The organism is Sporobacter termitidis DSM 10068, from assembly GCF_900130065.1.
GTDB classification, from domain to species: Bacteria; Bacillota; Clostridia; order Oscillospirales; family Oscillospiraceae; genus Sporobacter; species Sporobacter termitidis.
This window is the reverse complement of sequence record NZ_FQXV01000012.1, coordinates 16,070-36,269: the sequence shown is the minus strand read 5'-3', so window position 1 is coordinate 36,269 and position 20,200 is coordinate 16,070. Positions and strand designations below refer to the sequence as shown.

Here is a 20,200-nt window from a genome sequence, read left to right as displayed (position 1 = left end):
GCAGGCGGACACAGTTCGCCCCTACGCCGTTAATGCAAATACCCCGTAGCGGCGATCTGTGATCGCCCGCTGACCCGAACATCCCCGAAAAAGCGGAGGGACTCATATGTCATTTATGAACGCATCAAAGGTCATGCTCAGGAGCCTGTTTTCAAAGCCGGCGACGGCCATGTACCCGGTCAAAAAGCGGGAACCCTACGCGGCGACGCGGGGCTCGATCGAAAACAGGATACAGGAGTGCATCTTCTGCGGCATCTGCTCAAAAAAATGCCCCACGGGCGCCATCGCCGTTTCCCGGGACGGGAAGAGCTGGGAGATCGACCGGTTCAAATGCATCGCCTGCGGCGCCTGCGTGGGCGCGTGCCCGAAGAAATGCCTGGACATGAAAAACAACTACGCCCCGCCGGCCACCAAAAAATCGACGGACCGCTTCGTCCAGCAGCCGCAGCCTCAGGCGGAAGAGAAGCCGGATGCATGAGTATCCCCTGACGAAACGGATCGTCGATATCGCCGTGCGGGAAGCGGAGGAGCAGAAGGCGCGGCGGGTGCTGGCTGTCCGCCTTGTCGTCGGGGAGACGTCGGGCATCATCGCCGAGTCGGTGCAGATGTATTTCGACGTTATCGCCGAGGGGACGCCCGCGGAGGGCGCCGAGCTTTTGATCACAAGCGTGAAGCCGGAAATGCGCTGCCCGGCCTGCGGCAGGAAGTTCATACGGCCGAGATTTTCGTTCAGCTGTCCCGACTGCGGCGCGCTGGGGGAGCCCACGGAGACCGGCAGGGAGTTTTACATCGAAAGCGTCGAACTGGAGATTTGAATGAGCACAAAAACAGTGGAAGTCATGGAGAATATCTATTCCGAGAACGACAAAATCTCGGATGAGATCAGCGCCTACCTGAAAGGCCGCGGCATCTACGCCGTCAACGTGATGGGGGCTCCCGGCATCGGCAAAACGTCCAGCCTCATCAAGCTCATCGAGGGGCTTGAGGGCGTCAAGGCCTATGTGGTCGAGGGCGATATCCAGTCCGATATCGATACGGCGAAGCTGCGGTCCCTGGGGATCGACAGCGTCCAGATCAACACGGGCGGGGCCTGCCATCTGGACGCGGTGCTGATCGACAATACGGTGAAGGCGCTGGCCCCAAAGGAGAAGGGCGTCCTTTTTATCGAAAACATCGGCAACCTGGTCTGCCCGGCCGAGTTCAACATCGGCGAGGACATGAAGCTGCTCGTCTCCTCCGTTACGGAGGGGGCCGACAAGCCCTACAAATACCCGCTGGCCTTTGAGAAGGCGGCGGCGGTTCTACTGAACAAAACGGATTTGCTGCCCTACGTCGATTTCGACCTGGACTATTTTGAAAAGGGTGTCCGCGCCTTGAATCCGGCGGCGCCCATTTTTAAGGTCTCGTCGAAAACGGGCGAGGGGTTTGATGAGGTCGTCACATGGCTCATAGCCAAAATGGCCGGATAACGGCCGATATCGAAATCAGAGGCGTCGTCCAGGGCGTCGGCTTCCGCCCGTTTGTGGCCCGGCTGGCCAATCGGCACGGGCTCACGGGCTTTGTGAAAAACGAAAGCGGCCATGTGGTGATCCGGGCGCTGGGGCCGGAAAAGGCCGTCCGCCGCTTTTTGGATGAGCTCGCCGAGAAGCCGCCCGCCGGCGCGCGCATCGACAGCATCGAGAAGGAATTGTCGGCGCCGTCTCAGCCGGAGGAGGGCGGGTTCGTCATTGCCGGCAGCGGCCGGTCCGATTTCTCAAGAGCAATGATATCGCCCGATATCGCCGTGTGTGAGGATTGCCTGCGTGAAATGACGACGCCGGGCGATCCTCGTTATCTTAATCCGTTTATCAGCTGTGTGGCCTGCGGGCCGCGGTTTACGATCATAGACGCGCTCCCTTACGACAGGGAGACGACGGTGATGAGCGACTTCGACATGTGTCCCCTCTGCCGCAGCCAGTACCATGACCCCGCCGACAGGCGCTGCCATGCCCAGACGGTCTGCTGCAACGGCTGCGGGCCGGTGCTGCGCTACGAGGGGCGCGGCGAAGCGCCTGTGGAAGCTGACGCCGTCGCCCGCGCTGTTGCGGCGCTGAAAAGCGGCGGCATCGTGGCCGTCAAGGGCATCGGCGGGTACCATTTCGCCTGCAGCCCGTACGACGGCGGGGCCGTCGGCAAGCTGCGGGAGCTCAAGGGGCGCGAGGATAAGCCCTTTGCCGTCATGTTCCCGGCACCGGAGGATATTTTGTCCTGCTGCCGGGTGAGTGACGCGGAAAAAGAGCTTTTACTGTCGCCGGCGCGGCCGATCGTTTTGTTAAACCGGGCGCGCGGCGATTTCGCGGAGAGTGTCTGCGGGGCGAGCCGGTTTCTCGGCGCGTTCCTGCCGTACACGCCGCTGCAGTACCTGCTGCTGCGCGAAACGGGGCCCCTTGTGATGACGAGCGCCAACGTCTCGTCCCTGCCGATCATCAAGGACGACGGCGAGATGCGGGCTTTTTTTAAGCGGAATGCGCTGCTAGACGGGGTTTTGACCCACAACAGGCGCATCCTCCGGCGGCTGGACGATTCGGTGGCCACCGTGGTGAACGGTAAAATCCAGCTCCTTCGGCGCGCCAGGGGCTATGTGCCGCTGCCCGTCGAGATTGCCGCGCTGCAGGGCTGCCCGCCGCTGCTGGCCTGCGGGGCGCAGCAGAAGAGTGCCGCGCTCATGACGGCGGGGCCGCTGTGCTACCCGACGACCGAAATGGGCGACCTGGACAGCGTGGAGGCTATGGATTTTTACCGCGAGACGGTCCGGGACATGGCGGCGCTTTTCCATCTCAAGCCGGCGTACGCCGTCTGCGATATGCATCCGGATTACGCCGCCGCGCGATACGCCCGTGAAACCGGCCTGCCGGTGATCGAGGTGCAGCACCACTTCGCGCATATTGCCTCCGTCATGGCCGAGCACGATATCCGCGAGCCTGTCATCGGCGTGGCGTTTGACGGCACCGGTTACGGGACGGACGGCACGGTGTGGGGCGGCGAGTTTCTGATCGCATCCCCCGGCGGCTTTAAAAGAGCCGGCCACCTGAAAGCGGTGAAGCTCCTGGGTTCGGACGATTCGGTGAAACACAACTGGAAGACAGCCGCCTGCTATATGGCGGACGCGGGTATCGGGCACGCGCCGTGCTCGGAGCGGGAGAAGCTGGTCCGGGCCGCCCTGGGCAATAATATCAACACCATCCGCTCGTCCAGCATGGGACGGGTTTTCGACGCGGTGAGCGCCATGCTGGGCATCTGCGGGGAATCCACCTACGAGGGCCAGGGCGCCATAGAGCTGGAAAACGCGGCGGCCGCGTATCGGCTTTCCCCCGAGGAGGACGCCGGGCCGCTGCCGTACGGGATACGGCGGGGCGGCGGGGCTTTTATCGCAGACCTCGCGCCGTGCCTGCGCGCGATCGTCGCGGAAAGAGACACGGGCGCGGAGACCGGACTTCTGGCGCTCCGGTTCCATCTGACGATCGCCGGGCTGATCGCCGATATGTGCACGAGGCTCAGGGAAGAGCACGGGATTACAAAGGTATGTCTCAGCGGCGGCGTTTTTCAAAACCGCGTCTTGCTGGAAAAAACCGGGCCGCTTTTGGCATCGGAGGGATTTGAAGTGTTCCTCAACGAAAAGGTGCCGCCGAACGACGGCGGCATCGCGCTGGGCCAGGCATACGCGGCCGGCCATCGGATCATGAATTCAAACGGGGAGGGAACGGCACATGTGCGTGGCGGTATCCGGCAAATTGATTGAGCGTTCAGGTCATCAGGGCAAGGTTGAAATCAGCGGGAACATCCTGCCGGTGGAGCTGGGGCTCGTGGGGGCCAAGGTGGGCGACGACGTGCTTATCCACGCCGGCTGCGCCATCTCGATCCTGCAAAAGAAGGAAAAAGAGGAGCTTGAAGAGCTGTTCGGCCTTTTAAATGAGGTCATCGATGAAGAGCGCCGCTGACTGCCTGCGGGCGATCCGGGAATATTCCGGCCCGCCGCTGCGCTTTATGGAGGTCTGCGGGACGCATACCGACAGCATCTTCCGCAGCGGGCTCCGGGACGTGCTGCCGGAGACCATCCGGCTCATCTCCGGGCCGGGCTGCCCCGTCTGCGTGACGCCGGGCGGATATATCGGCGCGGCGTGCCGCCTGTCCCGGGAGGACAACAACGTCCTGTGCACCTTTGGGGACATGATGCGCGTGCCGGGGACGGCGGGGTCGCTTGCCGAGGCGCGGGCCCAGGGGGGCCGGGTCCGGATCGTCTATTCCCCGATGGAGGTCCTGGACCTTGCCGAAAAGGCGCCGGATCTGACCTTTTACATGACGGCCGTCGGCTTTGAAACGACGCTCCCGATTTACGCGCTGATGCTGGAGGAGATGTGCCGGAGGAATATCAAAAACGTCCGGTTTCTGACGGCCGTCAAGGCCATATTGCCGGCGCTCCGCTGGATCTGCGCCGGCGGCCATGCTATCGACGGCTTTATCGGCCCCGGCCATGTGAGCGCCATCATCGGCGCGGACGCCTACCGGGAAATATCCGGCGATTTCGGGGTGCCGGTGGCCGTGGCCGGCTTTGAGTATGAGCATCTCGCCGCCGCGCTGTGGGACCTTGTGAACCAGTGCCGGGCGGGGTCGGCGGCGGTGCACAACCTCTACCCCAACGTGGTGACCCCTTCCGGGAACACGGCCGCGCTGACGCTGATCGACAAATATTTTGTAAAAGCAGACACCGCCTGGCGGGGCCTCGGCGTTATTGAAGGCTCCGGCTACGTCCTGCGGCCGGCGTTTGCGGAATACAGCGCCGGGGACTGGGACGCCGACTCGGATATCTCCGAGCCGCCCGGCTGCCTGTGCGGCAGCGTCATCATCGGCGCTTCGGCGCCTACGGACTGCCCGTTTTTCGGGACGCGGTGCACGCCGCTGGACCCGGTGGGGCCGTGCATGGTCTCCGCGGAGGGCGCCTGCGGCATTTATTACAGAAACAGGGAGAGGCTATGAAAATCACATCGGCCCACGGCGGCGGCGGGAAGCAGACCGGCGACCTGATCGGCGCTATTTTCGGGGTATATTTCACCAACGAGATTTTAGACCGCATGGAAGACGCGGCTGTCCTCGATCTGCCCTCGACCAGGATCGCCTTTACGACGGACTCCTTCGTGGTGACACCGCTGTTTTTCCCCGGCGGCGACATCGGCAAGCTGGCCGTCTGCGGGACGGTCAACGACCTTTTAATGCGGGGGGCGCGGCCGAAGTATCTGTCCGCCGGCTTCATCCTGGAGGAGGGGCTCGACACCGATGATCTGGAGCGCGTGGTCATTTCCATGCACAACGCCGCGCGGGAGGCCGGGGTTTTGATCGTGGCGGGCGACACAAAGGTCGTGGAGGGGAAAGCCGGCATGTATGTGAACACCTCCGGCATCGGCATGGTGGAGGCGCGGGGCGATATCAGCGCCGGCGCGGCGCGGCCCGGCGACGCTGTTATTATCAGCGGGCACCTGGGAAACCATCAGGCATGCCTCCTGTCCCGCCGCATGGGCATAGAGAACACCATCGAGAGCGACTGCGCGCCACTGGGGGAGATGGTACTGCGCCTTTTGGAGAGCGGGCTCGACATCCATACGCTGCGCGACATCACCCGCGGGGGGCTGGCCACCGTGCTGAATGAGATCGCGGCGGCGTCGAAGGTGCGCATCACGCTCGACGGCGGGGCGGAATACGCCGACGAACAGGTACGGGGCTTCTGCGATATCCTGGGGCTCGATCCGCTCACCATGGGCAACGAGGGGAGGCTGGCGCTCCTCCTCCCGGAAAAGGACGCCGAGCGCGCGCTGGCGCTCATACGGGGCTCTAAATACGGCGCGGACGCCATACGCGTCGGCACGGTGCGCGATACGGACAGGCCGGAGGTCGTCATCACCACCCGCGCCGGCGGCACCCGCGTTGTCACCCCGCTCCTGGGCGAGGGGCTGCCGAGGATCTGCTGATACTGCCGGCTTGATGTACACCATCATTCCCACTCATGTGACTGCCGCGCCGGCAGGAGAGGCGCGTTTGGGAAGCCGCGCCCTACGCATATGCGTACAGCCTCTTACCGGCTTGTCGAAAACTACAGAGGAAAGCCTCGCAGAGTTTGCCGCCGGAGCGGCAAATAAATTCATAACTTGTCACGCAGGAGGACATGCGCCTCCTGCGTGACTCTTCTCATGCAGCGCGCGGCTGAGCGCGCTGCATGCTACCCCCCTTGTCGATAAATTTGTCGACAGTCTAAGAGGCTGTACAGCATGTACAGCCTCTTGCTTATGTTGATATTCTGCCGCCGTGTTACTGGCGGCTGGCCTTTCGGCCTTTCTTGGTGTTGTCGACGAAGATGAAGCGGCAGCCGCAGAGCTGGCAGACGTTGTCGTTGGAGCTCTGGCGCCTGTTGCAGATGGGGCATTTGACCTCGCCGCCGTAGCGCGCGGAAAAAACGGCGATCCTGTTATGCCGGTCCGTTTCCACCGCCTCCTGGGTCGGCGCGAATGGGTTGCGGCGGCGCGAACCGGGATTATAGGCGTCAAAGACCTTGGCCTTGACCGTATCCGAAAGGGACTCCTCCACAAGCGCGATCGCGGCTTTTTTGTTGAGCTCCTCGTTGTCCTCGGCGGGGGCGTCTTCGCCGTTGTCCTCCTCGGGTGTGCCGGGTGCGTCGGATGCGTCCGGCGCCTCGAAGACCTCGGTTGTCTCGACGCTGGCCGTGCTCTCCTGGGCAACCTGCTCCTGGGCCGCCGCGGCGGCGGCCTGAGCCATTTCGGCCTGCGCTTCCTTCAAAAGCTGGGCGGCGCGTTCCTGCTCCATCCGCTTGAGGATTCTCGTCTGCTCGGCGGCATTGTTGATCAGCTGCGCGTATCCGTTTAAACAGACCCTCAGCACTTTGGACAGAAAATAGCCGGCCACGGTCGCCGCGATGCCTTCCAGGAAACCCGTCAGGTCGGCCCGCCTGCTCCAGATGATGAAACCGATGATCAGCGATATGATAATACCGAAAACGAAGACGTTCTCCGACAGCTCCGTAATCCTGTGGCCGGAGTGGAACTCAAATTCGCCGGGGATGCCGCTGCCGGGCTGCGGCCCCGGGTCCTCCGTATAAACGGGTAAATCCATGGGGACGGCAGCCGCGACGGCAGCCGCCTGCCCGTCGATTGGAGCCGGCTGTTGTACCGCCGTATTCTGTTGTGTTGTGTTTGTCTGTACCGTGCTCTGTTCCATGGCCATCTCCCTGCGCGTTATCGACGTGTCTCAAAGACAGACAGGATATGTCTGTTATATTTATCGGCATTTTCTTGCGCTGAAAGCGGAAAATGACGAATACGACGGCGCATCCTCTGCAAATTTGTTTATTTGCACAAAAAGCGTGTCGATATATGTACAATATAGAGACCAAATGTTGGATAAATCCGTATCGAATTCCATTTGCTACTGCGGTATACAAAACAAAAAGCGACGCATCGGATTTCCGCTGCGTCGCTTGGGCTTGTCAAAAAACCTGCAAACAGAGGACAAAGCCTCGCAGAGTTTGCCGCCGGGGCGGCAAATAAATCGAAGATTTGTCACGCAGGAGGACATGCGCCTCCTGCGTGACTCTTCTCATGCAGCGCGCGGCTGAGCGCGCTGCATACAGCCTCTTGTCGATAAAGCCCAAAGGGCTTTATCGACAGTCTAAAGCGACGCATCGGATTTCCGATGCGTCGTTTGGACCAGTCTCGTTCAGTCTGCCCGGACGTCGCGGTAACAGCCGTCAGGCTGGCTGCGGCGGTAGTCCAGGACCTTCGTCCATGCGGCCTTTGTCATTTCAAACATCTTATAGTGGGCTTCCACGTCGGCGGAATACCGGTCGAGCTCGGACAGAAGGCTGCTGAACTCGTTCCTGCCGAAATATTTGCAGAGCTTTGGCAGGACACCGGCGAGACTTTTTTTCATCACGGCGATATTGCGCGCGTAATCGGCGCGGTTCGTGATGTACAGGAGCAGGGGCTTGTATCGGACCCAGCCGACACAGGCCTTGTAAAACCGCTCGTCGACCTCGCCGTCGCCGTGGAAAACCGGCTTCAGCTTGTTGGGAAGCGTGCCGTACAGCAGGTGCGGATAGGACAGAAAGCCGTCGTGAAAAGTATAGGACGGCACTTTAAGAACCTTGAGATCGGAGAGACAGGTGCCTAAAAACGTGTCCTCTCCTCTGGCGCCGGGCGGGTTGAAAAACGGGTAAATGTCCTTATCGGTGTCCAGCCTGATCAAAAGATTGGAACCGGAAATAAATTTTGCCCCGCCTTCCTCCATCACCTCTGTGGGCTCTTTGCTGTTCAGCACAGCCTCGTTGGCGTAGGTCACGCCGCCGTCCCGCATTTTTTCCCGGAGGGAATCCCAGTTAATAATGTCGTTGCTGATCGTCTCGATAAACAGCTTGAAATCCGATTCCGTCAGCGTATCGTTGAAATGAAGCTGAGGGATGGGAGAAACATAACCACAGTGATAACCATGGGTGATATCGGCGTTTTTAATGCATCTCAGATGCGTTTCCAGCACGTGCTGGCCCTTCCAGACAATGCCTCCCGGCGTTTTTATGGACGCGAGCGGGTATTCGTCGTCGTCAATGAACAGAAGGTAGTCCATATGATTCTTGATGGCGAAATACATAATGGCGTTGCGCTTTTTCGCATAACCGTCGCCAAACAGGAGCTCTGCCTCGTACCTGTTAATCACGCCTGTGGAGACGAGGGTTGCCGCCTCCTTTTTCATCAGCGCGTCGCCGATGAAGAAAGGATAATCCAACATATCCGTGATTCTGGCGTCGAGGCATGTAAAGTCGTTGGGCCGCGTGTTCTTATAGTTCAAGTCATAGGCGACAAAAAGATTCAGGCTGATTTTCTTGTTGTCGGCCAGGCCGGATTCATACCAGTTTTCCGCGTATGTCCGCGCGACCTGCCTGAAGCTTTTTCTCCCTGTGGCAAATCCTATTCCTACATTAACCGTATTTTTCTCCATGGTGTACACTCCTTTCCAACAGAGAATCAATTGTCATCCGGGCGCGCTCTGGCGGCCGGACGCTCTTGTCGCTGCAGGGAGGTGCCGTTCCATCTTTATCTTGGCGTTTGCCCTGGTCATCATCTCCCTCTCGGCTTCGGCTTTGGAATCGGCTCCATATGAGTAATGGGCGGCAGACCACGTGATGGCCCACCACCCAAGAAGCTGAATCCTGAAAACGGCGTCCGCCGGCTGACCGATATACCGTATTTTAATTCAATTATACCAGCCGGGACCCCCCAAGTCAAATTTGGGGGCGTTTTTCGTCTGACGTGACAAAAGAAATATCCGCTTATTGTAAGGATTCTCAAATAGTTATTACAAATCCTGTAAGATTGTTTTACGAAACTGTTAAGTCTTTTTTCCCGGCCGCTTGGAAAATTCCATCACGGCGTAAGGGTGGCCGGCCGCGTCGGACAGGAGAACGTAACGCCTGCCGTCGGGCGCTTCGCCGGTCCGGGGATACAGGAGGGCGCCGGGCCTGGCCGGCGCTTTGTATTCGATGCGCAGCCGGTCGGGCGCCATATCCTCCGGCAGGAGCTCCAGCGCGGCCTCCGCGTATCTGGCATTATTCATATGCCGGTTGAAATCAATATCGCCCCGCCGGACGGGGACGGCCTCCAGCAGGCGCCACGCGATGTCCGGCAGCGCGATTTTCTTGTCCAGATACTCCATGTCGATTTTCTCGTCCAGGACGACGCTGTCCAGCACCTCGGGCGGCACGCGCACCATTTTGCCGGAGTCCCTGTCCACGAACGCCCCGGCGCTCCAGGTCAGAACGCAGCGGCCGCCGTCCTCGCCGTAAAGCACCGTGTTCCGATAGCCGAAGAAGCTCCGGCACTCGTATACGCGCGTCTCGGCGGTAACGCGCTCTCCGTAGACCGGCCATCGCACCGCGTCCACCTGCCGGGAGACGAGGAGCATCGCCGCGTTGTGCGCGGTCAGAAAGTCCCTGAAGACAGGCTCCGATTCCATCCAGTGCAGGGAGCAGTCCTGGATCATATCCAGGGCCGCGCTGAGCTTTAAAAGGCCGTCCATGCCCGTCCCGCTGGCGCCGACGCGCCCGTGTGTTGCGTACAAATCGATCCCTCTCTTTTGTCCGTGGTTTTTATTACCATTATAGTAGTCTGCCGGGCGTTGTCAATTCGTGACGCGGCCTCCGCCAAAGCTATTGACATTGGGATACTTATGGGTTATGTTGTAAGTAGTAAGTGATAAGTAGTAAGTAAAAAGCGATGGCTGTCAGGCGAAAGGAATGATTGACATGAAGGATTTGTCTTTTACACAGGAATACCTGCTGTGCGCTTTGAGCCCGAAAGGGGCGGTGCCCGCTTTTAAATCAACGGAGGTAAACGCTTGCCTCGTGGCGGGCGGGCTTTTGGAGCTGCTGTATCTGCGGGTCATTGCCATCGATGAGAAAAAGAAGATCACCGTTGAAAAAGACCTGGGGCAGGACGGGCTTCATCTGGAGCCGCTTTATAGGACAATTAAAACCGGTAAGGTCATGAGCGTCACGGATGTCGCGTCAAAATATATCTTTGGTTCGGGCAAACTTCTGGGTGAATTTGTTCAGGCGCTTGCCCGCCCCTTGACGGAGGGGGGTTATGTTTCCGTGGAAGCGGGCGGCCTGTTCCATAACAAAACCTTATATGTCCCCAAAAATGACGAGGTCTTGAAGATTATCGAGAAGGTCAGGGCGGAGCTTTTGGAAAGCGGAGCAATAAACGACGAAACGGTCGTGCTGGGCGCAATGCTCCAAAAAACCGGCCTTATCATGAACTATTTTTCCAAATACGAAGCGGACAGACTGAAGGCGCGGCTGAAGGAAATTGAAAAAAGTGAAGCCGGCGCCTTTGTCAAGTCGATAGTGGACTATATTGACACCCTGATCGCGGTGCTTGTCGCCGTCGGCGGCAGCGCGGGCGCCTGAAGAATCGAGGCGGGGTGTTTTGTCCAGACAAAGAAGCATGGAGGCGATACAGCGCGCCGAATATGTAACGGTCGGCGAGCTGGTAAGATTGACGGGAATGCGGTACAGTACCTTAAAGTATTATACCGAGGAGGGCATGCTCCCTTTTGTGCAGGAGGAGGAAAATCTGACGCGCCGGTATAACCGGACAAAGGCCGTCGCACGCCTTTTGCTGATACGGCGGTTGAAGGAAAAGGGCCTGTCCATCGCGCAAATCAAGGAGTCCCTCGCGACGAACCAATAGACAAAAAAGAAAACATCTCATTGCCGAAGAGGCCTTCAGCAATGAGATGTTTTTTGTTTTAGTCCGCCTCAGGGCGGATGGACTGCATTATTATGGAGTTATTTCACCGCGTCAAGGGTGATGTCGGTGACGGCGGGACCGTCGTCATAGCCGCCGACATAGCTTTCGCCGCAGGCGGTGATGGGCTCGAACGTGCCCTCTTCACGGCCCTTCTGGATGAGGGGCTTGTTGGATGCGTCGTAGAGGGGGGTGGAGTTGCTCAGCAGCTGGATGGCGCCTGGGCCGGTGATGCCGGTCACGACGCCGCTGTAGGCGACGTTGCCGTCGATCCAGAGCTTGACGTTGGTGCCGGAGTCCACATCCTGCAGAGCGAGGATGAAGAAGTGATAGTCGCCGTCCTTAATGCTGACGCCGGTATCCTTGACGACTTCCTGCTTGACGACCTTGCCGCTGGCGTCGGTGTAGTTTTTCTGGATCTGGATGGTGCCGCCGACGGTGGCGATGGCCAGGGCCTTCGTCACGGAATCATCGGACAGGGGCTTTAAGGGGGTAGAATCCCTGAAAACAACGGCACTGTTCCATTCGCCGTCGGCGGGAGCCGACACGGCGAGCTTGAACTTGAAGATACCGTCGCCGTACTGGGCGACTGCGCCGTCCTTCAGGAGCACCGCGCTGGCAAAGTAGGAATCCTTGGTGGGATCGGTGGTCAGCGTGCCGGATGTTGTGGAGGTGGCGTCAAGCTTGCCGCTGTTGCCCTTGAGCATGACAACCGGCGTCGTCTGGCCGTGGGGCGCCTCGATGGTGGCCGTGGTGGTCGTGTCGGCGGTGACGATGTTCGTTCTGTCCCAGTTGGCGCTCTTTGCCTGGCCCTGGTCAAATTTTGTCATCACTGACGCAAAATCCAGAGTCTCCAGAGTCCCGGGCGCGGACGCGCTGGGGGAGGATGTTTCGGCGCTGGGCGACGCCGACGGGGATGCCGACGGCGAAGCGCTCGGGGTGGTGGTACCGCCGCCGCAGCCGGCGACGAGCGCGAGGACGGCGACGAGAGCGATCAGCAGGGCGAGAAATTTACGGGTTGCTGTGTTCTTCTTCATTTTTAATGACCTCCTTGTTGATGTTGTGGTTTCTATCTGAACGGTTTTGCCGTTTCATGCTTTCAGGCAGGCTTTTATTCATGGTGTGGAAGGCGGGCATGACGAGCCGCAGGAGCGCGCCCGTCACGTTGCCCATGATGACGCCTGATACAAGAAGGAGCGGGAAATACGCCATGACCATGCCGGTCCCCAGAAGGAACGACGCGGCGATGAGCTGGCCGATGTTGTGCGTGATGGCGCCGGCGATGCTGATGACAAGATAGGAGATGCGCCTGTTGCTGGCGGCCAGGAGGAGCAGCATGACAAGGGCCGAGAGCACGCCGCCCGAGAGGCTCAGCGCGAAGGAGGTGAAGCCCCGGATCAGAAAGACGAAGCCCGACTTCAAAACGACGATGGTAAAGGCCGATTTTTTGCCCAGGAAGAACAGGCAGTACATCGTCACGATATTCGACAGCCCAAGCTTGACGCCGGGGGGCAGCAGGGGAATGGGCGGGATCATGTATTCGACCGCCGTCAGGGCAATGGACAGCGCAAACAGGAGGCTCAGGAGAGTGAGGCTGTATGTGTCTGTCCGGCGTGCTTTTTTCATAAAGATTTCCTTCGGCAGAGAAGTGTCAGTTGATATAGGTGTCCGCGAGTCCGGATGCGCTGCCGCCGGCATCCACGATCTTGATGGCCACCCTGTTGGGCAGGCAGGCCGCCGTTTCGCCGGGGCGGCTTAAAAAGCCCTCTTTGATACATATTTTGTCCCGGCAGGTGGACTCCAGAAAGTGGATCTTTCCGTCTACGACCTCGACGGTGACGTTCGGCTGGCCGGGCACGGTGAAGGTTTCGTTGAGACCGGGCGTGAGGCGCACGGTTTTGACGATCTTCATGTCGTAATAGATGTCGGCTTCGGCCACGGCGCCGCTTTTCATAAAAATGTTGTTGAAAAGATAAAAGCCCGCGGCGGCCGCCAGGATGACGGCGACGATGATGATATCTTTCCCGGACAGGAATTTTCTGTTTTGATTCGACTGCATAGATTCACCTAGCTGAATACCGCCGCCGCGGCCGCGGCGAGTATGAGCGGCACCAGCATGACGAGAAGGTTCATAATGCTCAGGGGGAAGGTCTCTTTTTTGGACTGAAAGGCCTTGAACCGGCGGACGTTCCGGAAGACGACAAAAAGCCCCGGCAGCGTGAGGAGCACATAAGGCGGCAGGACTTTCAGCAGCGCGGCGGCAATGACGGCGGCGTAGGCCAGCCCGTAAAGGGCCGCGTACAGCCGGATGGCGTTTTTTGTACCGATGTAGTACGGCAGCGTATACCGCCGGACCTTGACGTCATTGTCCACATCGCAGATGTTGTTGGCCAGCATGATGGCCGCGATGCCTAAAATTGCGGGCACTGCCAGCACGGCAAGCTCGAAAAGGTTCAGAAGGTTGAAGCCGAGCCGGAGGACCGGCGCCTGAAAATCGGCCCAGAGGAGGCTCTGCGCGGGCGCGTTGATATACACAACCAGGAAGGGAATAAAAAAGCCTTCAAAAACGCCCGAGAATATTTCGCCCAGGGGCATGCGCGACAGCGGCGCAGGCCCGAAGGAATAGATGATGCCGACGAGGACGCACAGCCCGCCCAGGACGAAGACGACGGCGCCTTCCAGCCAGACCAGGAGCACGGCCCCGACGGCGGCGACGGCCCAGAGGACGATCAAAATCCTTTTGGCGGCAGGCCTCTGAAACGGCAGCGCCGCGCCGTCCGCCTTGGAGTCCATATAATTGTTGAGCGCCGTGACGGTCAGCTCAAAGGGGAGCATTGTCAGAAAGAAGATGACCGTCGGGACCGGCGATATTTGGTGATACGTGTAATCGGCGTAGAAGAGCGCCAGCAGAAACGGGAGGAGGCAGGCCAGCTTTGCCGGCAGCTGCGTGTATTCCCAGAACCTCCAGAAAAGACGCCGCTTCATTTCAATACACCCGCGTTCTGATCTGGTCGAGGAGGAGCGCCAGCCGGGACCGCCGGATGCCCACGAGCATCGCGTCCAGCAGCTTTTGCGCTTTTCGGCAATATTTTTGCGCCAAGTCCATCGTCATCGTCACGCCGCCAAGGTTGACGACGTCGGAAACGACGCGCCGGACGGCCGAGGGCGCGAGCCCTTTGGCAACGGTTTCTCTTAAGGCCGGCTCCTTCATCATGGCGAAGATGAGCGGCAGCGTGACGGTCCCCTCGGCCAGATCATGCTGGACCGTTTTGCCGGCCACGGCGCTTTCCGTCTGATAGTCGATGCAGTCGTCGGTGAGCTGGAAGACCATGCCGATGTAGTGGCCGAAGCGGGACGCGCGCCGCGCCTCCGCCTCGTCGTACCCGCCGATAAGGGCGCCGGTGTACAGCGACAGCGCGAAGAGGGCCGACGTCTTGCCGGCGACGATTTTAAAATACTCGCGGACGCTCAGCGCGGCGTTGCCGCTCTGGCGGTATTCCCGGAGCTCGCCGAGGCAGATTTTCGTCATGGCCCTGGCCATGTCCGTGAATTTGTCCTGATACTCGCGGGAAATGTCGGCCACCAGCAAAAAGCATTTGCAGAACAGGTAATCGCCGCAGATGACCGCCGGCTTGTTGCCGAACATCTGTTTGACGCTCGGGCGGCCCCGCCGCGTTTCGGCGTCGTCGATCACGTCGTCGTGGACGAGGGACGCCAGATGCAGAAGCTCTATGGCCGCCGCGGCGATGAGGGCGTTTCTGGGGACAAAGCCCTCCGCGTCGGCGCTGGAGGTGAGCAGCAGCATCGCCCGGAAGTTTTTGCCTTCCGATTCGGTGAGGTATGCCGTGATCTCGGTCATGAGCGTGTCGGATTCCAGCAGCGTCTGTTTGAGGAGCGCCCGGACGAGGTCCAGGGACTGATCCAGGGGGACTTTCTCGGGAAGTTCTGTTTTAGTCATTATAAATGTAAAGCTTTCGTGCAATTCTTGTATTTTTCCAGTGCTTTTTGAGGGACGGCATCACGTAGTAGTCCAGGCCGATGGTGCGCCCGGCGCCGATCAGAAGGGCAATGGCCGCGAAGATCATCCACCACTGGGCCATGAACATGCCGGTGGACATGAGGAACATGACCTGCAGCACCAGCGAATAGCCGGAGGACAGGAAGGTGAAGAGCCCGACGATCAGGAGCGCGCCGATGAGGATCTCGGAAATGACGACGACGTACTGGAAGAACATCTGATGGCCGGCGGTGTTTGTCAGGAAGGTGCTGTTGAACCAGTCCATCAGGCCCAGCTGGACCTTGACGGCCACGTCGGACGCCTGGATCATGATGATCTTGAAGATGCCGAGAATGTTCCAGTTGAGGATCACTGACGCCGCGGCGCCGCCGTCGGCAGTGGTGGCGCTGGATACGGCGTCGGCCGCCGCTCCGGCGGTGCCGGACTGGACCGCGGCCGTGAACACGTCGGACGCCGACTTGAAGTAGTCGGCCAGCTTTACCCCGCTGAGCCAGCCCTCGGTGATCTTCTGAATCCCTTCATAGATCCAGAACGCGCCGAAGAACACGCGGAGCGGCACCAGCAAAAAGCTCGGCGTCCTGTTGGAGAAATGGCCGCCCAAAAAGCTGCGCCTGTTGCGGATTTTGAAAAATTCGTTGCCCAGATAGCTGGAGACCTTGTTCCAGCCGAGAATCTGTATAAAATACAGGACGTTGATAAAATGCTTGGAGAGCATGGCGAAGAACGAGGCCAGGGAGATGCGCCTGTTCTGGCCGCCGATATGCGCGCACGCGTACCGGCCGCCGACGCTGAGCATCGCGCCGTGGAATTTGGGGGCGTACTTTTCCATCTCGCCCGCGCCTGTTACAGCCACGACGATATTGTGGGCGACGGTGTCCGCGCTCTGCTCGGCGTTTTCGACCATCTGCGGCACCGGGGCCTTCTGCCCCTCGGGGATATAGAACACATCGTCGCCGGCCACAAAGACGTCGCTTCTGCCCTCGGCGTGGAGGTAATCGTCGGTCTTCAGGCGGCCGCGGCCTTCGATCTTCAGGCCGGCGGACTGCTTTACGAGCTCGGCGCCCTCGACGCCGGCCGTCCAGATGACGGTGGCGGTGCTGTCCCGCCTGAGCTCGCCGTCGCGCTTGAGCTCTATGTAACCTTCGCCGAGGGAGGACACGCCCGTCTTGAGCGCGAGCTCCACGCCCATCTTGCGGAGCCGGCGGTCGGCCTTGGCGGAAACCTTCTCGGGGAAAACGGGGACCACGCGGTCCATCGCGTCCACGCTGACGAGCCGGACGAGGTCGCGGTCGAGCTCGTATTCGTCGCAGAGGATCGGAATCCACTCGGCCAGATCGCCCATCATTTCCGCGCCCGTAAAGCCGGCGCCGACAACATAAAAGGTGAGGAGCCGCCTTTTAACGTCGGGGTCGGTTTCCGAAACGGCGCTCTTGAACATGTCGATGATGTGGTGTTTGAGCTTTACCGCGTCCTCGAAGGACCATAGCTTGTAGGAAAACTCCTCCGCGCCCGGCGTACCGAAATACGTCGGCTTGGAGCCGGCGGCGATGACAAGGTAGTCGTAGCTGTAGCTGCCGTTTTTGCCGGTGACGACCTTCTTGTCATAATCGACGGCGGTAACGGTGTCCAGCCGCACATCCACCTTCCGCCTGGCGAAGATTTTCTTCAGGCTGATGCGCACATGGTCCTCGGGAACGCGGTTTGCCGCGACCTCGTGCAGCTCGGTGAGCATCGTATGGTACGGATGCTTGTCGATGATGGTGATGCGGACGTCGGTGTGCTTGAGCCGTTTGGCCAGCTTTTTGGCCGTCAGGACACCTGCGTATCCTGCCCCGACGATCACGATGTTTTTTTCCATATGCTTATCCCCTTTGCAAGAATTACCCCGATAAAGGTTTCGTATAAACGGTGGTTGACAAGAAGGCGGTTATCTACAATAATGACAATATTATGGGTAATGGAGACGCGAATGAAACGTATCAACAAGATTTTAATTTTAGTATTGGCGGTCGTTATTGCCGGGGGCGCCGCCGCCGCGTATTTCATTTTCAGGAAAGACGCCAAGCCCTATATCTCCGACACCAAGTTTTTGCTCAATACGGTCTGCACAGTCAGCCTGTACGACAAGCAGGACAGCGCCGTGCTGCAGGGGGCCTTTGACGTTCTCGCGCATTACGAGCAGCTGTTCAGCGTGAATGTGGAGAGCAGCGACATCTATAAGATCAACCACGCGTCCGGCGCGCCGGTGCAGGTCGATCCGGACACGATCGACGTGATCCGGGAGAGCGTCGGCTACAGCGAGGCGTCGGGCGGCCTGTTTGACATCACTGTCGGCGCGCTGTCAACGCTGTGGAACATTGAGGGCGACGCTCCGAAGGTGCCGCCGGAGGATCAGATCGCGGCCGCGATGAAGACGATCGATTATAACAACATCGTCATTTCCGGCGATACCGTGGCGCTCAAAGACAAGGACGCGCGGCTCGATCTGGGCGGCGTGGCCAAGGGCTTCATTGCCGACAAGGTCCGGGATTATCTGAAATCCAAGGGCGTCGGCCGGGCTATCATCAATCTGGGGGGCAACGTGGAGGTCATCGGCTCCAAAGCGGCGGACACGCCGTGGATCGTCGGTGTCCAGCAGCCGTTTATGGACAGGAACGAGGATATCGGATTTCTGTACGTGGCGGATAAATCCGTCGTTACCTCGGGCATTTACGAGCGGTATTTCGTGCAGGACGGCAAGCTGTACGCCCACATCCTGGACCCGCGCACCGGTTATCCGGTGGAAAATAATCTGAGCTCCGTCACCATCGTCTCCGACAATTCAAAGCAGGGAGACGGCCTTGCGGCCACATGCTTTCTGCTGGGCGTGGAGAAAGCCACGCAGCTGGTGGAATCGATGGACGACATTCAGGCGATCTTTATAACAAAGGACGGACAGGTCATCACCACGAAAGGTATCGGCGATAAAATCAAGTTCGTCCCTGCCGGTCAGGACGCCGCATCCGGTGCTGCCTCGACACCGTGACGGCGAATGTCAACTCTATAACAAGATTAGGGATGAGTGCACCTGAAATTATGTTAACATGTTAAATGATTGTTAAAAATTTATTCTAATTATAAAATATTTATAAGGATAAATCTCGTATCCAAGGATACCAAGGAGGCATTATGGATCCGAATATTATAGAGGCGGCCGTCAGGTCCAGCCTTTTCAGCGGCCTCGACAGCGAAGGATTGCAGCATGTTTTGAATTGCCTCAACTATAGAGTGGTAAATTATGAAAAAAACGATTATGTGGTGCGCATTGACGAAGAGATAGACGGCGTGTGCATCATGGTCGAAGGGGAAGCGGCGGTGGTGCGGGAGAGCAGCAACGGCAGCCGCGTCATCGTCAATATATTTCACGTGGGGCAGATGTTCGGCGAGACCGTCGTCTTCAGCGGAGATACGAAATGGCCGTCGACGGCCCAGGCGCTGACGGCCTGCACCGTCATGTTCCTGTATCCGGAGAAAATCCTCACCATGTGCGAGAGGGCCTGCGCATACCACAAGATCATTCTGGGTAATCTCGTCCGCGTCGTCTCGGAGAAGGCGACGATACTGAACAGGAAGGTGGATTACCTGTCGCTCAAAAGCATCAACGGCAAGCTCAGCAAATATCTCCTGGAACAGTATAAGGCCAGCGGGACGGCAATATTCACGCTGCCGCTGAATCGGGAGGCGCTGGCCGATTTTTTAAACGTATCGAGGCCGTCCATGTCCAGAGAGCTGGGCCGGATGCGCGATAACGGCATCATTGATTTTTACAAGGAGTCGATACGCATCCTCGACGTGGCGAAGCTGGAGGCGCTGCTGGAATAGTGCGGCATGGGTATCGGCTGTTAAAACACTCGGATTTGAAATGCTCCGGGTGTTTTGCTTTTTGTCAGGCGCCGCCGCTGCGGAACGCCTCGACCATGGTCCAGGTCAGGCTCAGGGTGGAGTCGCCGGGCGGGATGTCCTTCCGGTCAAACCAAACGGCATCGGACAGCTCGTTTTGGTCTACCCGCACCTGAGTGCTGCCATCCACCTCACAGAAGAAGCCGGACAGGAGGGAGCAGGAGAAGGCCCAGGGCTGGCTTTTGTAATACCGGATGTTTTTGACGCGCAGACCCACCTCCTCCATGACCTCGCGCCGGACGGTGCCTTCCAGCGTTTCGCCGATCTCGGCAAATCCGGCCACCAGGGCGTACCTGTTGTAACCGGCGGCGTATTTCGTTAAGAGGAGTCTGTCCCCGTCGGTGATGGCGACGATGACGACGGGCGAGATTTTGGGATATTCGGTGTTGCCGCAGTGGGGGCAGACGACGGCCCGCTCGTTCTTTTTATGTATCGTGGGCGTCGTACAGCGGCCGCAGTAGCGGTGGGTGTCGTACCACAGCGCCAGATGGGCGGCCGTGGCGCCGGCAAAGGCCAGCCAGCCCGGTTCCAGCTCCCGGAAAACAAAGGCGCTCTGGTACCTGAAGCGCCCCGTCTCGGGGGCCTCCCGCGCCGCGAGGAAGAAGGACGTCCCATCCACGGAAAAGAGATAGACCGGGTCCTTTGACTCTTCGGGAAACAATTCGGCGGCCTGGCTGCAGCGGGGCAGCGTCAGGGCGCCGCCGCCGTCCTCCTCCATGAGGAGCATGCCTTTCCGGGAGAACGCGATGTAATCCTCGCCGGACGGGACTTTGGGAGTATATTCGTTGCGGAACACACGGGGTTCGATATCCTGAAACAAAATTTAACACCTGCTCTATGTCGTGATCTTTTTGTTTCACTATAGCGCATCCGCCCGGAATAAACAAGCGCGGCGGCGCAA

At 59.2% G+C, this 20,200-nt stretch carries 22 protein-coding genes; 12 read left to right on the top strand and 10 right to left on the bottom strand.

The genetic code is table 11. The annotated features are described in order from the left end of the window. Positions 1–106: 106 nt before the first annotated feature. The 7 genes from BUB60_RS15075 to hypE are packed head-to-tail and all read left to right on the top strand — an operon-like array spanning position 107 to position 5,999. Positions 107–478 (top strand): 4Fe-4S binding protein, encoded by a 372-nt coding sequence (locus BUB60_RS15075; RefSeq protein WP_084726533.1) that lies wholly within the window; start codon positions 107–109, stop codon positions 476–478. Further along, on the top strand, positions 471–815 hold the full coding sequence (locus tag BUB60_RS15070) for a hydrogenase maturation nickel metallochaperone HypA/HybF (RefSeq protein WP_073080724.1): 345 nt from the start codon (positions 471–473) through the stop codon (positions 813–815). Before BUB60_RS15075 ends, BUB60_RS15070 begins: the two co-directional genes overlap by 8 nt. Then, positions 816–1,469 (top strand): hydrogenase nickel incorporation protein HypB, encoded by a 654-nt coding sequence (gene hypB / locus BUB60_RS15065; RefSeq protein ID WP_073080723.1) that lies wholly within the window; start codon positions 816–818, stop codon positions 1,467–1,469. Continuing rightward, positions 1,442–3,778 (top strand): carbamoyltransferase HypF, encoded by a 2,337-nt coding sequence (gene hypF / locus BUB60_RS15060; RefSeq protein WP_073080721.1) that lies wholly within the window; start codon positions 1,442–1,444, stop codon positions 3,776–3,778. Before hypB ends, hypF begins: the two co-directional genes overlap by 28 nt. Then, the gene (locus BUB60_RS15055; RefSeq protein ID WP_242941223.1) at positions 3,771–3,977 is read left to right on the top strand and encodes a HypC/HybG/HupF family hydrogenase formation chaperone; all 207 of its coding nucleotides are present in this window, start codon (positions 3,771–3,773) and stop codon (positions 3,975–3,977) included. The genes hypF and BUB60_RS15055 overlap by 8 nt, the downstream gene beginning before the upstream one ends. Then, entirely contained in the window at positions 3,961–5,013 is a 1,053-nt protein-coding gene (hypD, locus tag BUB60_RS15050) for a hydrogenase formation protein HypD (protein ID WP_073080716.1), read from the top strand. The genes BUB60_RS15055 and hypD overlap by 17 nt, the downstream gene beginning before the upstream one ends. Further along, a complete protein-coding gene (gene hypE / locus BUB60_RS15045) occupies positions 5,010–5,999 on the top strand; it encodes a hydrogenase expression/formation protein HypE (RefSeq protein ID WP_073080714.1) in 990 nt (329 codons plus the stop codon). The genes hypD and hypE overlap by 4 nt, the downstream gene beginning before the upstream one ends. A 337-nt stretch (positions 6,000–6,336) precedes the next feature. Here the strand turns inward: hypE and BUB60_RS15040 are convergent, their stop codons facing one another. Next, entirely contained in the window at positions 6,337–7,260 is a 924-nt protein-coding gene (locus tag BUB60_RS15040) for a hypothetical protein (RefSeq protein WP_073080712.1), read from the bottom strand. Here BUB60_RS15040 and BUB60_RS19865 point away from each other — a divergent pair. After that, the gene (locus BUB60_RS19865; RefSeq protein WP_143162379.1) at positions 7,259–7,657 is read left to right on the top strand and encodes a hypothetical protein; all 399 of its coding nucleotides are present in this window, start codon (positions 7,259–7,261) and stop codon (positions 7,655–7,657) included. The genes BUB60_RS15040 and BUB60_RS19865 overlap by 2 nt on opposite strands. Positions 7,658–7,758: 101 nt before the next feature. On the opposite strand, the gene BUB60_RS15035 is transcribed toward BUB60_RS19865, so the two are convergent. Together BUB60_RS15035 and BUB60_RS15030 are read right to left on the bottom strand one after the other, a co-directional pair. Then, positions 7,759–9,033 carry a hypothetical protein gene (locus BUB60_RS15035; RefSeq protein WP_073080709.1) on the bottom strand — a complete coding sequence of 425 codons (1,275 nt, stop codon included), beginning with the start codon at positions 9,031–9,033 and terminating at the stop codon, positions 7,759–7,761. Between the two features lie 390 nt (positions 9,034–9,423). Then, a complete protein-coding gene (locus tag BUB60_RS15030; protein ID WP_200796643.1) occupies positions 9,424–10,152 on the bottom strand; it encodes an acyl-[acyl-carrier-protein] thioesterase in 729 nt (242 codons plus the stop codon). 184 nt (positions 10,153–10,336) lie between these two features. Here BUB60_RS15030 and BUB60_RS15025 point away from each other — a divergent pair, with 184 nt between their 5' ends. Together BUB60_RS15025 and BUB60_RS15020 are read left to right on the top strand one after the other, a co-directional pair. Further along, on the top strand, positions 10,337–11,002 hold the full coding sequence (locus BUB60_RS15025; RefSeq protein ID WP_073080946.1) for a GOLPH3/VPS74 family protein: 666 nt from the start codon (positions 10,337–10,339) through the stop codon (positions 11,000–11,002). Positions 11,003–11,021: 19 nt separating this feature from the next. Then, a complete protein-coding gene (locus BUB60_RS15020) occupies positions 11,022–11,285 on the top strand; it encodes a helix-turn-helix domain-containing protein (protein ID WP_073080707.1) in 264 nt (87 codons plus the stop codon). A 98-nt stretch (positions 11,286–11,383) separates the two neighbouring features. Here the strand turns inward: BUB60_RS15020 and BUB60_RS15015 are convergent, their stop codons facing one another. The 6 genes from BUB60_RS15015 to BUB60_RS14990 are packed head-to-tail and all read right to left on the bottom strand — an operon-like array spanning position 11,384 to position 17,218. Next, positions 11,384–12,379 (bottom strand): hypothetical protein, encoded by a 996-nt coding sequence (locus tag BUB60_RS15015; protein ID WP_073080705.1) that lies wholly within the window; start codon positions 12,377–12,379, stop codon positions 11,384–11,386. Then, entirely contained in the window at positions 12,354–12,968 is a 615-nt protein-coding gene (locus BUB60_RS15010) for a Gx transporter family protein (protein ID WP_073080702.1), read from the bottom strand. The genes BUB60_RS15015 and BUB60_RS15010 overlap by 26 nt, the downstream gene beginning before the upstream one ends. A gap of 25 nt (positions 12,969–12,993) precedes the next feature. After that, positions 12,994–13,401, bottom strand: a complete 408-nt coding sequence (locus tag BUB60_RS15005) for a NusG domain II-containing protein (protein WP_073080700.1) — start codon at positions 13,399–13,401, stop codon at positions 12,994–12,996. 8 nt (positions 13,402–13,409) lie between these two features. Next, positions 13,410–14,327 carry a UbiA family prenyltransferase gene (locus BUB60_RS15000; protein ID WP_073080698.1) on the bottom strand — a complete coding sequence of 306 codons (918 nt, stop codon included), beginning with the start codon at positions 14,325–14,327 and terminating at the stop codon, positions 13,410–13,412. A gap of 1 nt (position 14,328) precedes the next feature. Then, positions 14,329–15,300 carry a polyprenyl synthetase family protein gene (locus BUB60_RS14995; protein ID WP_073080696.1) on the bottom strand — a complete coding sequence of 324 codons (972 nt, stop codon included), beginning with the start codon at positions 15,298–15,300 and terminating at the stop codon, positions 14,329–14,331. After that, the gene (locus BUB60_RS14990) at positions 15,293–17,218 is read right to left on the bottom strand and encodes an FAD-dependent oxidoreductase (RefSeq protein ID WP_073080693.1); all 1,926 of its coding nucleotides are present in this window, start codon (positions 17,216–17,218) and stop codon (positions 15,293–15,295) included. Before BUB60_RS14990 ends, BUB60_RS14995 begins: the two co-directional genes overlap by 8 nt. Before the next feature lie 111 nt (positions 17,219–17,329). Here BUB60_RS14990 and BUB60_RS14985 point away from each other — a divergent pair, with 111 nt between their 5' ends. Next, entirely contained in the window at positions 17,330–18,385 is a 1,056-nt protein-coding gene (locus BUB60_RS14985) for an FAD:protein FMN transferase (RefSeq protein WP_159435434.1), read from the top strand. Positions 18,386–18,528: 143 nt separating this feature from the next. Beyond that, complete coding sequence (locus BUB60_RS14980; protein ID WP_084726532.1) at positions 18,529–19,221, top strand: Crp/Fnr family transcriptional regulator; 693 nt, start codon at positions 18,529–18,531, stop codon at positions 19,219–19,221. A gap of 64 nt (positions 19,222–19,285) precedes the next feature. Here the strand turns inward: BUB60_RS14980 and nudC are convergent, their stop codons facing one another. Further along, complete coding sequence (gene nudC / locus BUB60_RS14975; RefSeq protein ID WP_073080685.1) at positions 19,286–20,119, bottom strand: NAD(+) diphosphatase; 834 nt, start codon at positions 20,117–20,119, stop codon at positions 19,286–19,288. Positions 20,120–20,200 lie beyond the last annotated feature (81 nt).

What these genes read in the sequence shown, in the direction of transcription:
- BUB60_RS14980 (WP_084726532.1), top strand. Translation starts at nt 18,529, where the DNA reads ATGGATCCGAATATTATAGAGGCGGCCGTCAGGTCCAGCCTTTTCAGC.
- BUB60_RS15000 (WP_073080698.1), bottom strand. Translation starts at nt 14,327, where the DNA reads ATGAAGCGGCGTCTTTTCTGGAGGTTCTGGGAATACACGCAGCTGCCG.
- BUB60_RS15040 (WP_073080712.1), bottom strand. Translation starts at nt 7,260, where the DNA reads ATGGAACAGAGCACGGTACAGACAAACACAACACAACAGAATACGGCG.
- BUB60_RS15015 (WP_073080705.1), bottom strand. Translation starts at nt 12,379, where the DNA reads ATGAAGAAGAACACAGCAACCCGTAAATTTCTCGCCCTGCTGATCGCT.
- BUB60_RS15025 (WP_073080946.1), top strand. Translation starts at nt 10,337, where the DNA reads ATGAAGGATTTGTCTTTTACACAGGAATACCTGCTGTGCGCTTTGAGC.
- BUB60_RS14995 (WP_073080696.1), bottom strand. Translation starts at nt 15,300, where the DNA reads ATGACTAAAACAGAACTTCCCGAGAAAGTCCCCCTGGATCAGTCCCTG.
- hypF (WP_073080721.1), top strand. Translation starts at nt 1,442, where the DNA reads ATGGCTCATAGCCAAAATGGCCGGATAACGGCCGATATCGAAATCAGA.
- BUB60_RS14990 (WP_073080693.1), bottom strand. Translation starts at nt 17,218, where the DNA reads ATGGAAAAAAACATCGTGATCGTCGGGGCAGGATACGCAGGTGTCCTG.
- BUB60_RS14985 (WP_159435434.1), top strand. Translation starts at nt 17,330, where the DNA reads ATGAAACGTATCAACAAGATTTTAATTTTAGTATTGGCGGTCGTTATT.
- BUB60_RS15035 (WP_073080709.1), bottom strand. Translation starts at nt 9,033, where the DNA reads ATGGAGAAAAATACGGTTAATGTAGGAATAGGATTTGCCACAGGGAGA.
- hypD (WP_073080716.1), top strand. Translation starts at nt 3,961, where the DNA reads ATGAAGAGCGCCGCTGACTGCCTGCGGGCGATCCGGGAATATTCCGGC.
- BUB60_RS15010 (WP_073080702.1), bottom strand. Translation starts at nt 12,968, where the DNA reads ATGAAAAAAGCACGCCGGACAGACACATACAGCCTCACTCTCCTGAGC.
- BUB60_RS15070 (WP_073080724.1), top strand. Translation starts at nt 471, where the DNA reads ATGCATGAGTATCCCCTGACGAAACGGATCGTCGATATCGCCGTGCGG.
- BUB60_RS19865 (WP_143162379.1), top strand. Translation starts at nt 7,259, where the DNA reads ATGGCCATCTCCCTGCGCGTTATCGACGTGTCTCAAAGACAGACAGGA.
- BUB60_RS15005 (WP_073080700.1), bottom strand. Translation starts at nt 13,401, where the DNA reads ATGCAGTCGAATCAAAACAGAAAATTCCTGTCCGGGAAAGATATCATC.
- BUB60_RS15075 (WP_084726533.1), top strand. Translation starts at nt 107, where the DNA reads ATGTCATTTATGAACGCATCAAAGGTCATGCTCAGGAGCCTGTTTTCA.
- hypE (WP_073080714.1), top strand. Translation starts at nt 5,010, where the DNA reads ATGAAAATCACATCGGCCCACGGCGGCGGCGGGAAGCAGACCGGCGAC.
- hypB (WP_073080723.1), top strand. Translation starts at nt 816, where the DNA reads ATGAGCACAAAAACAGTGGAAGTCATGGAGAATATCTATTCCGAGAAC.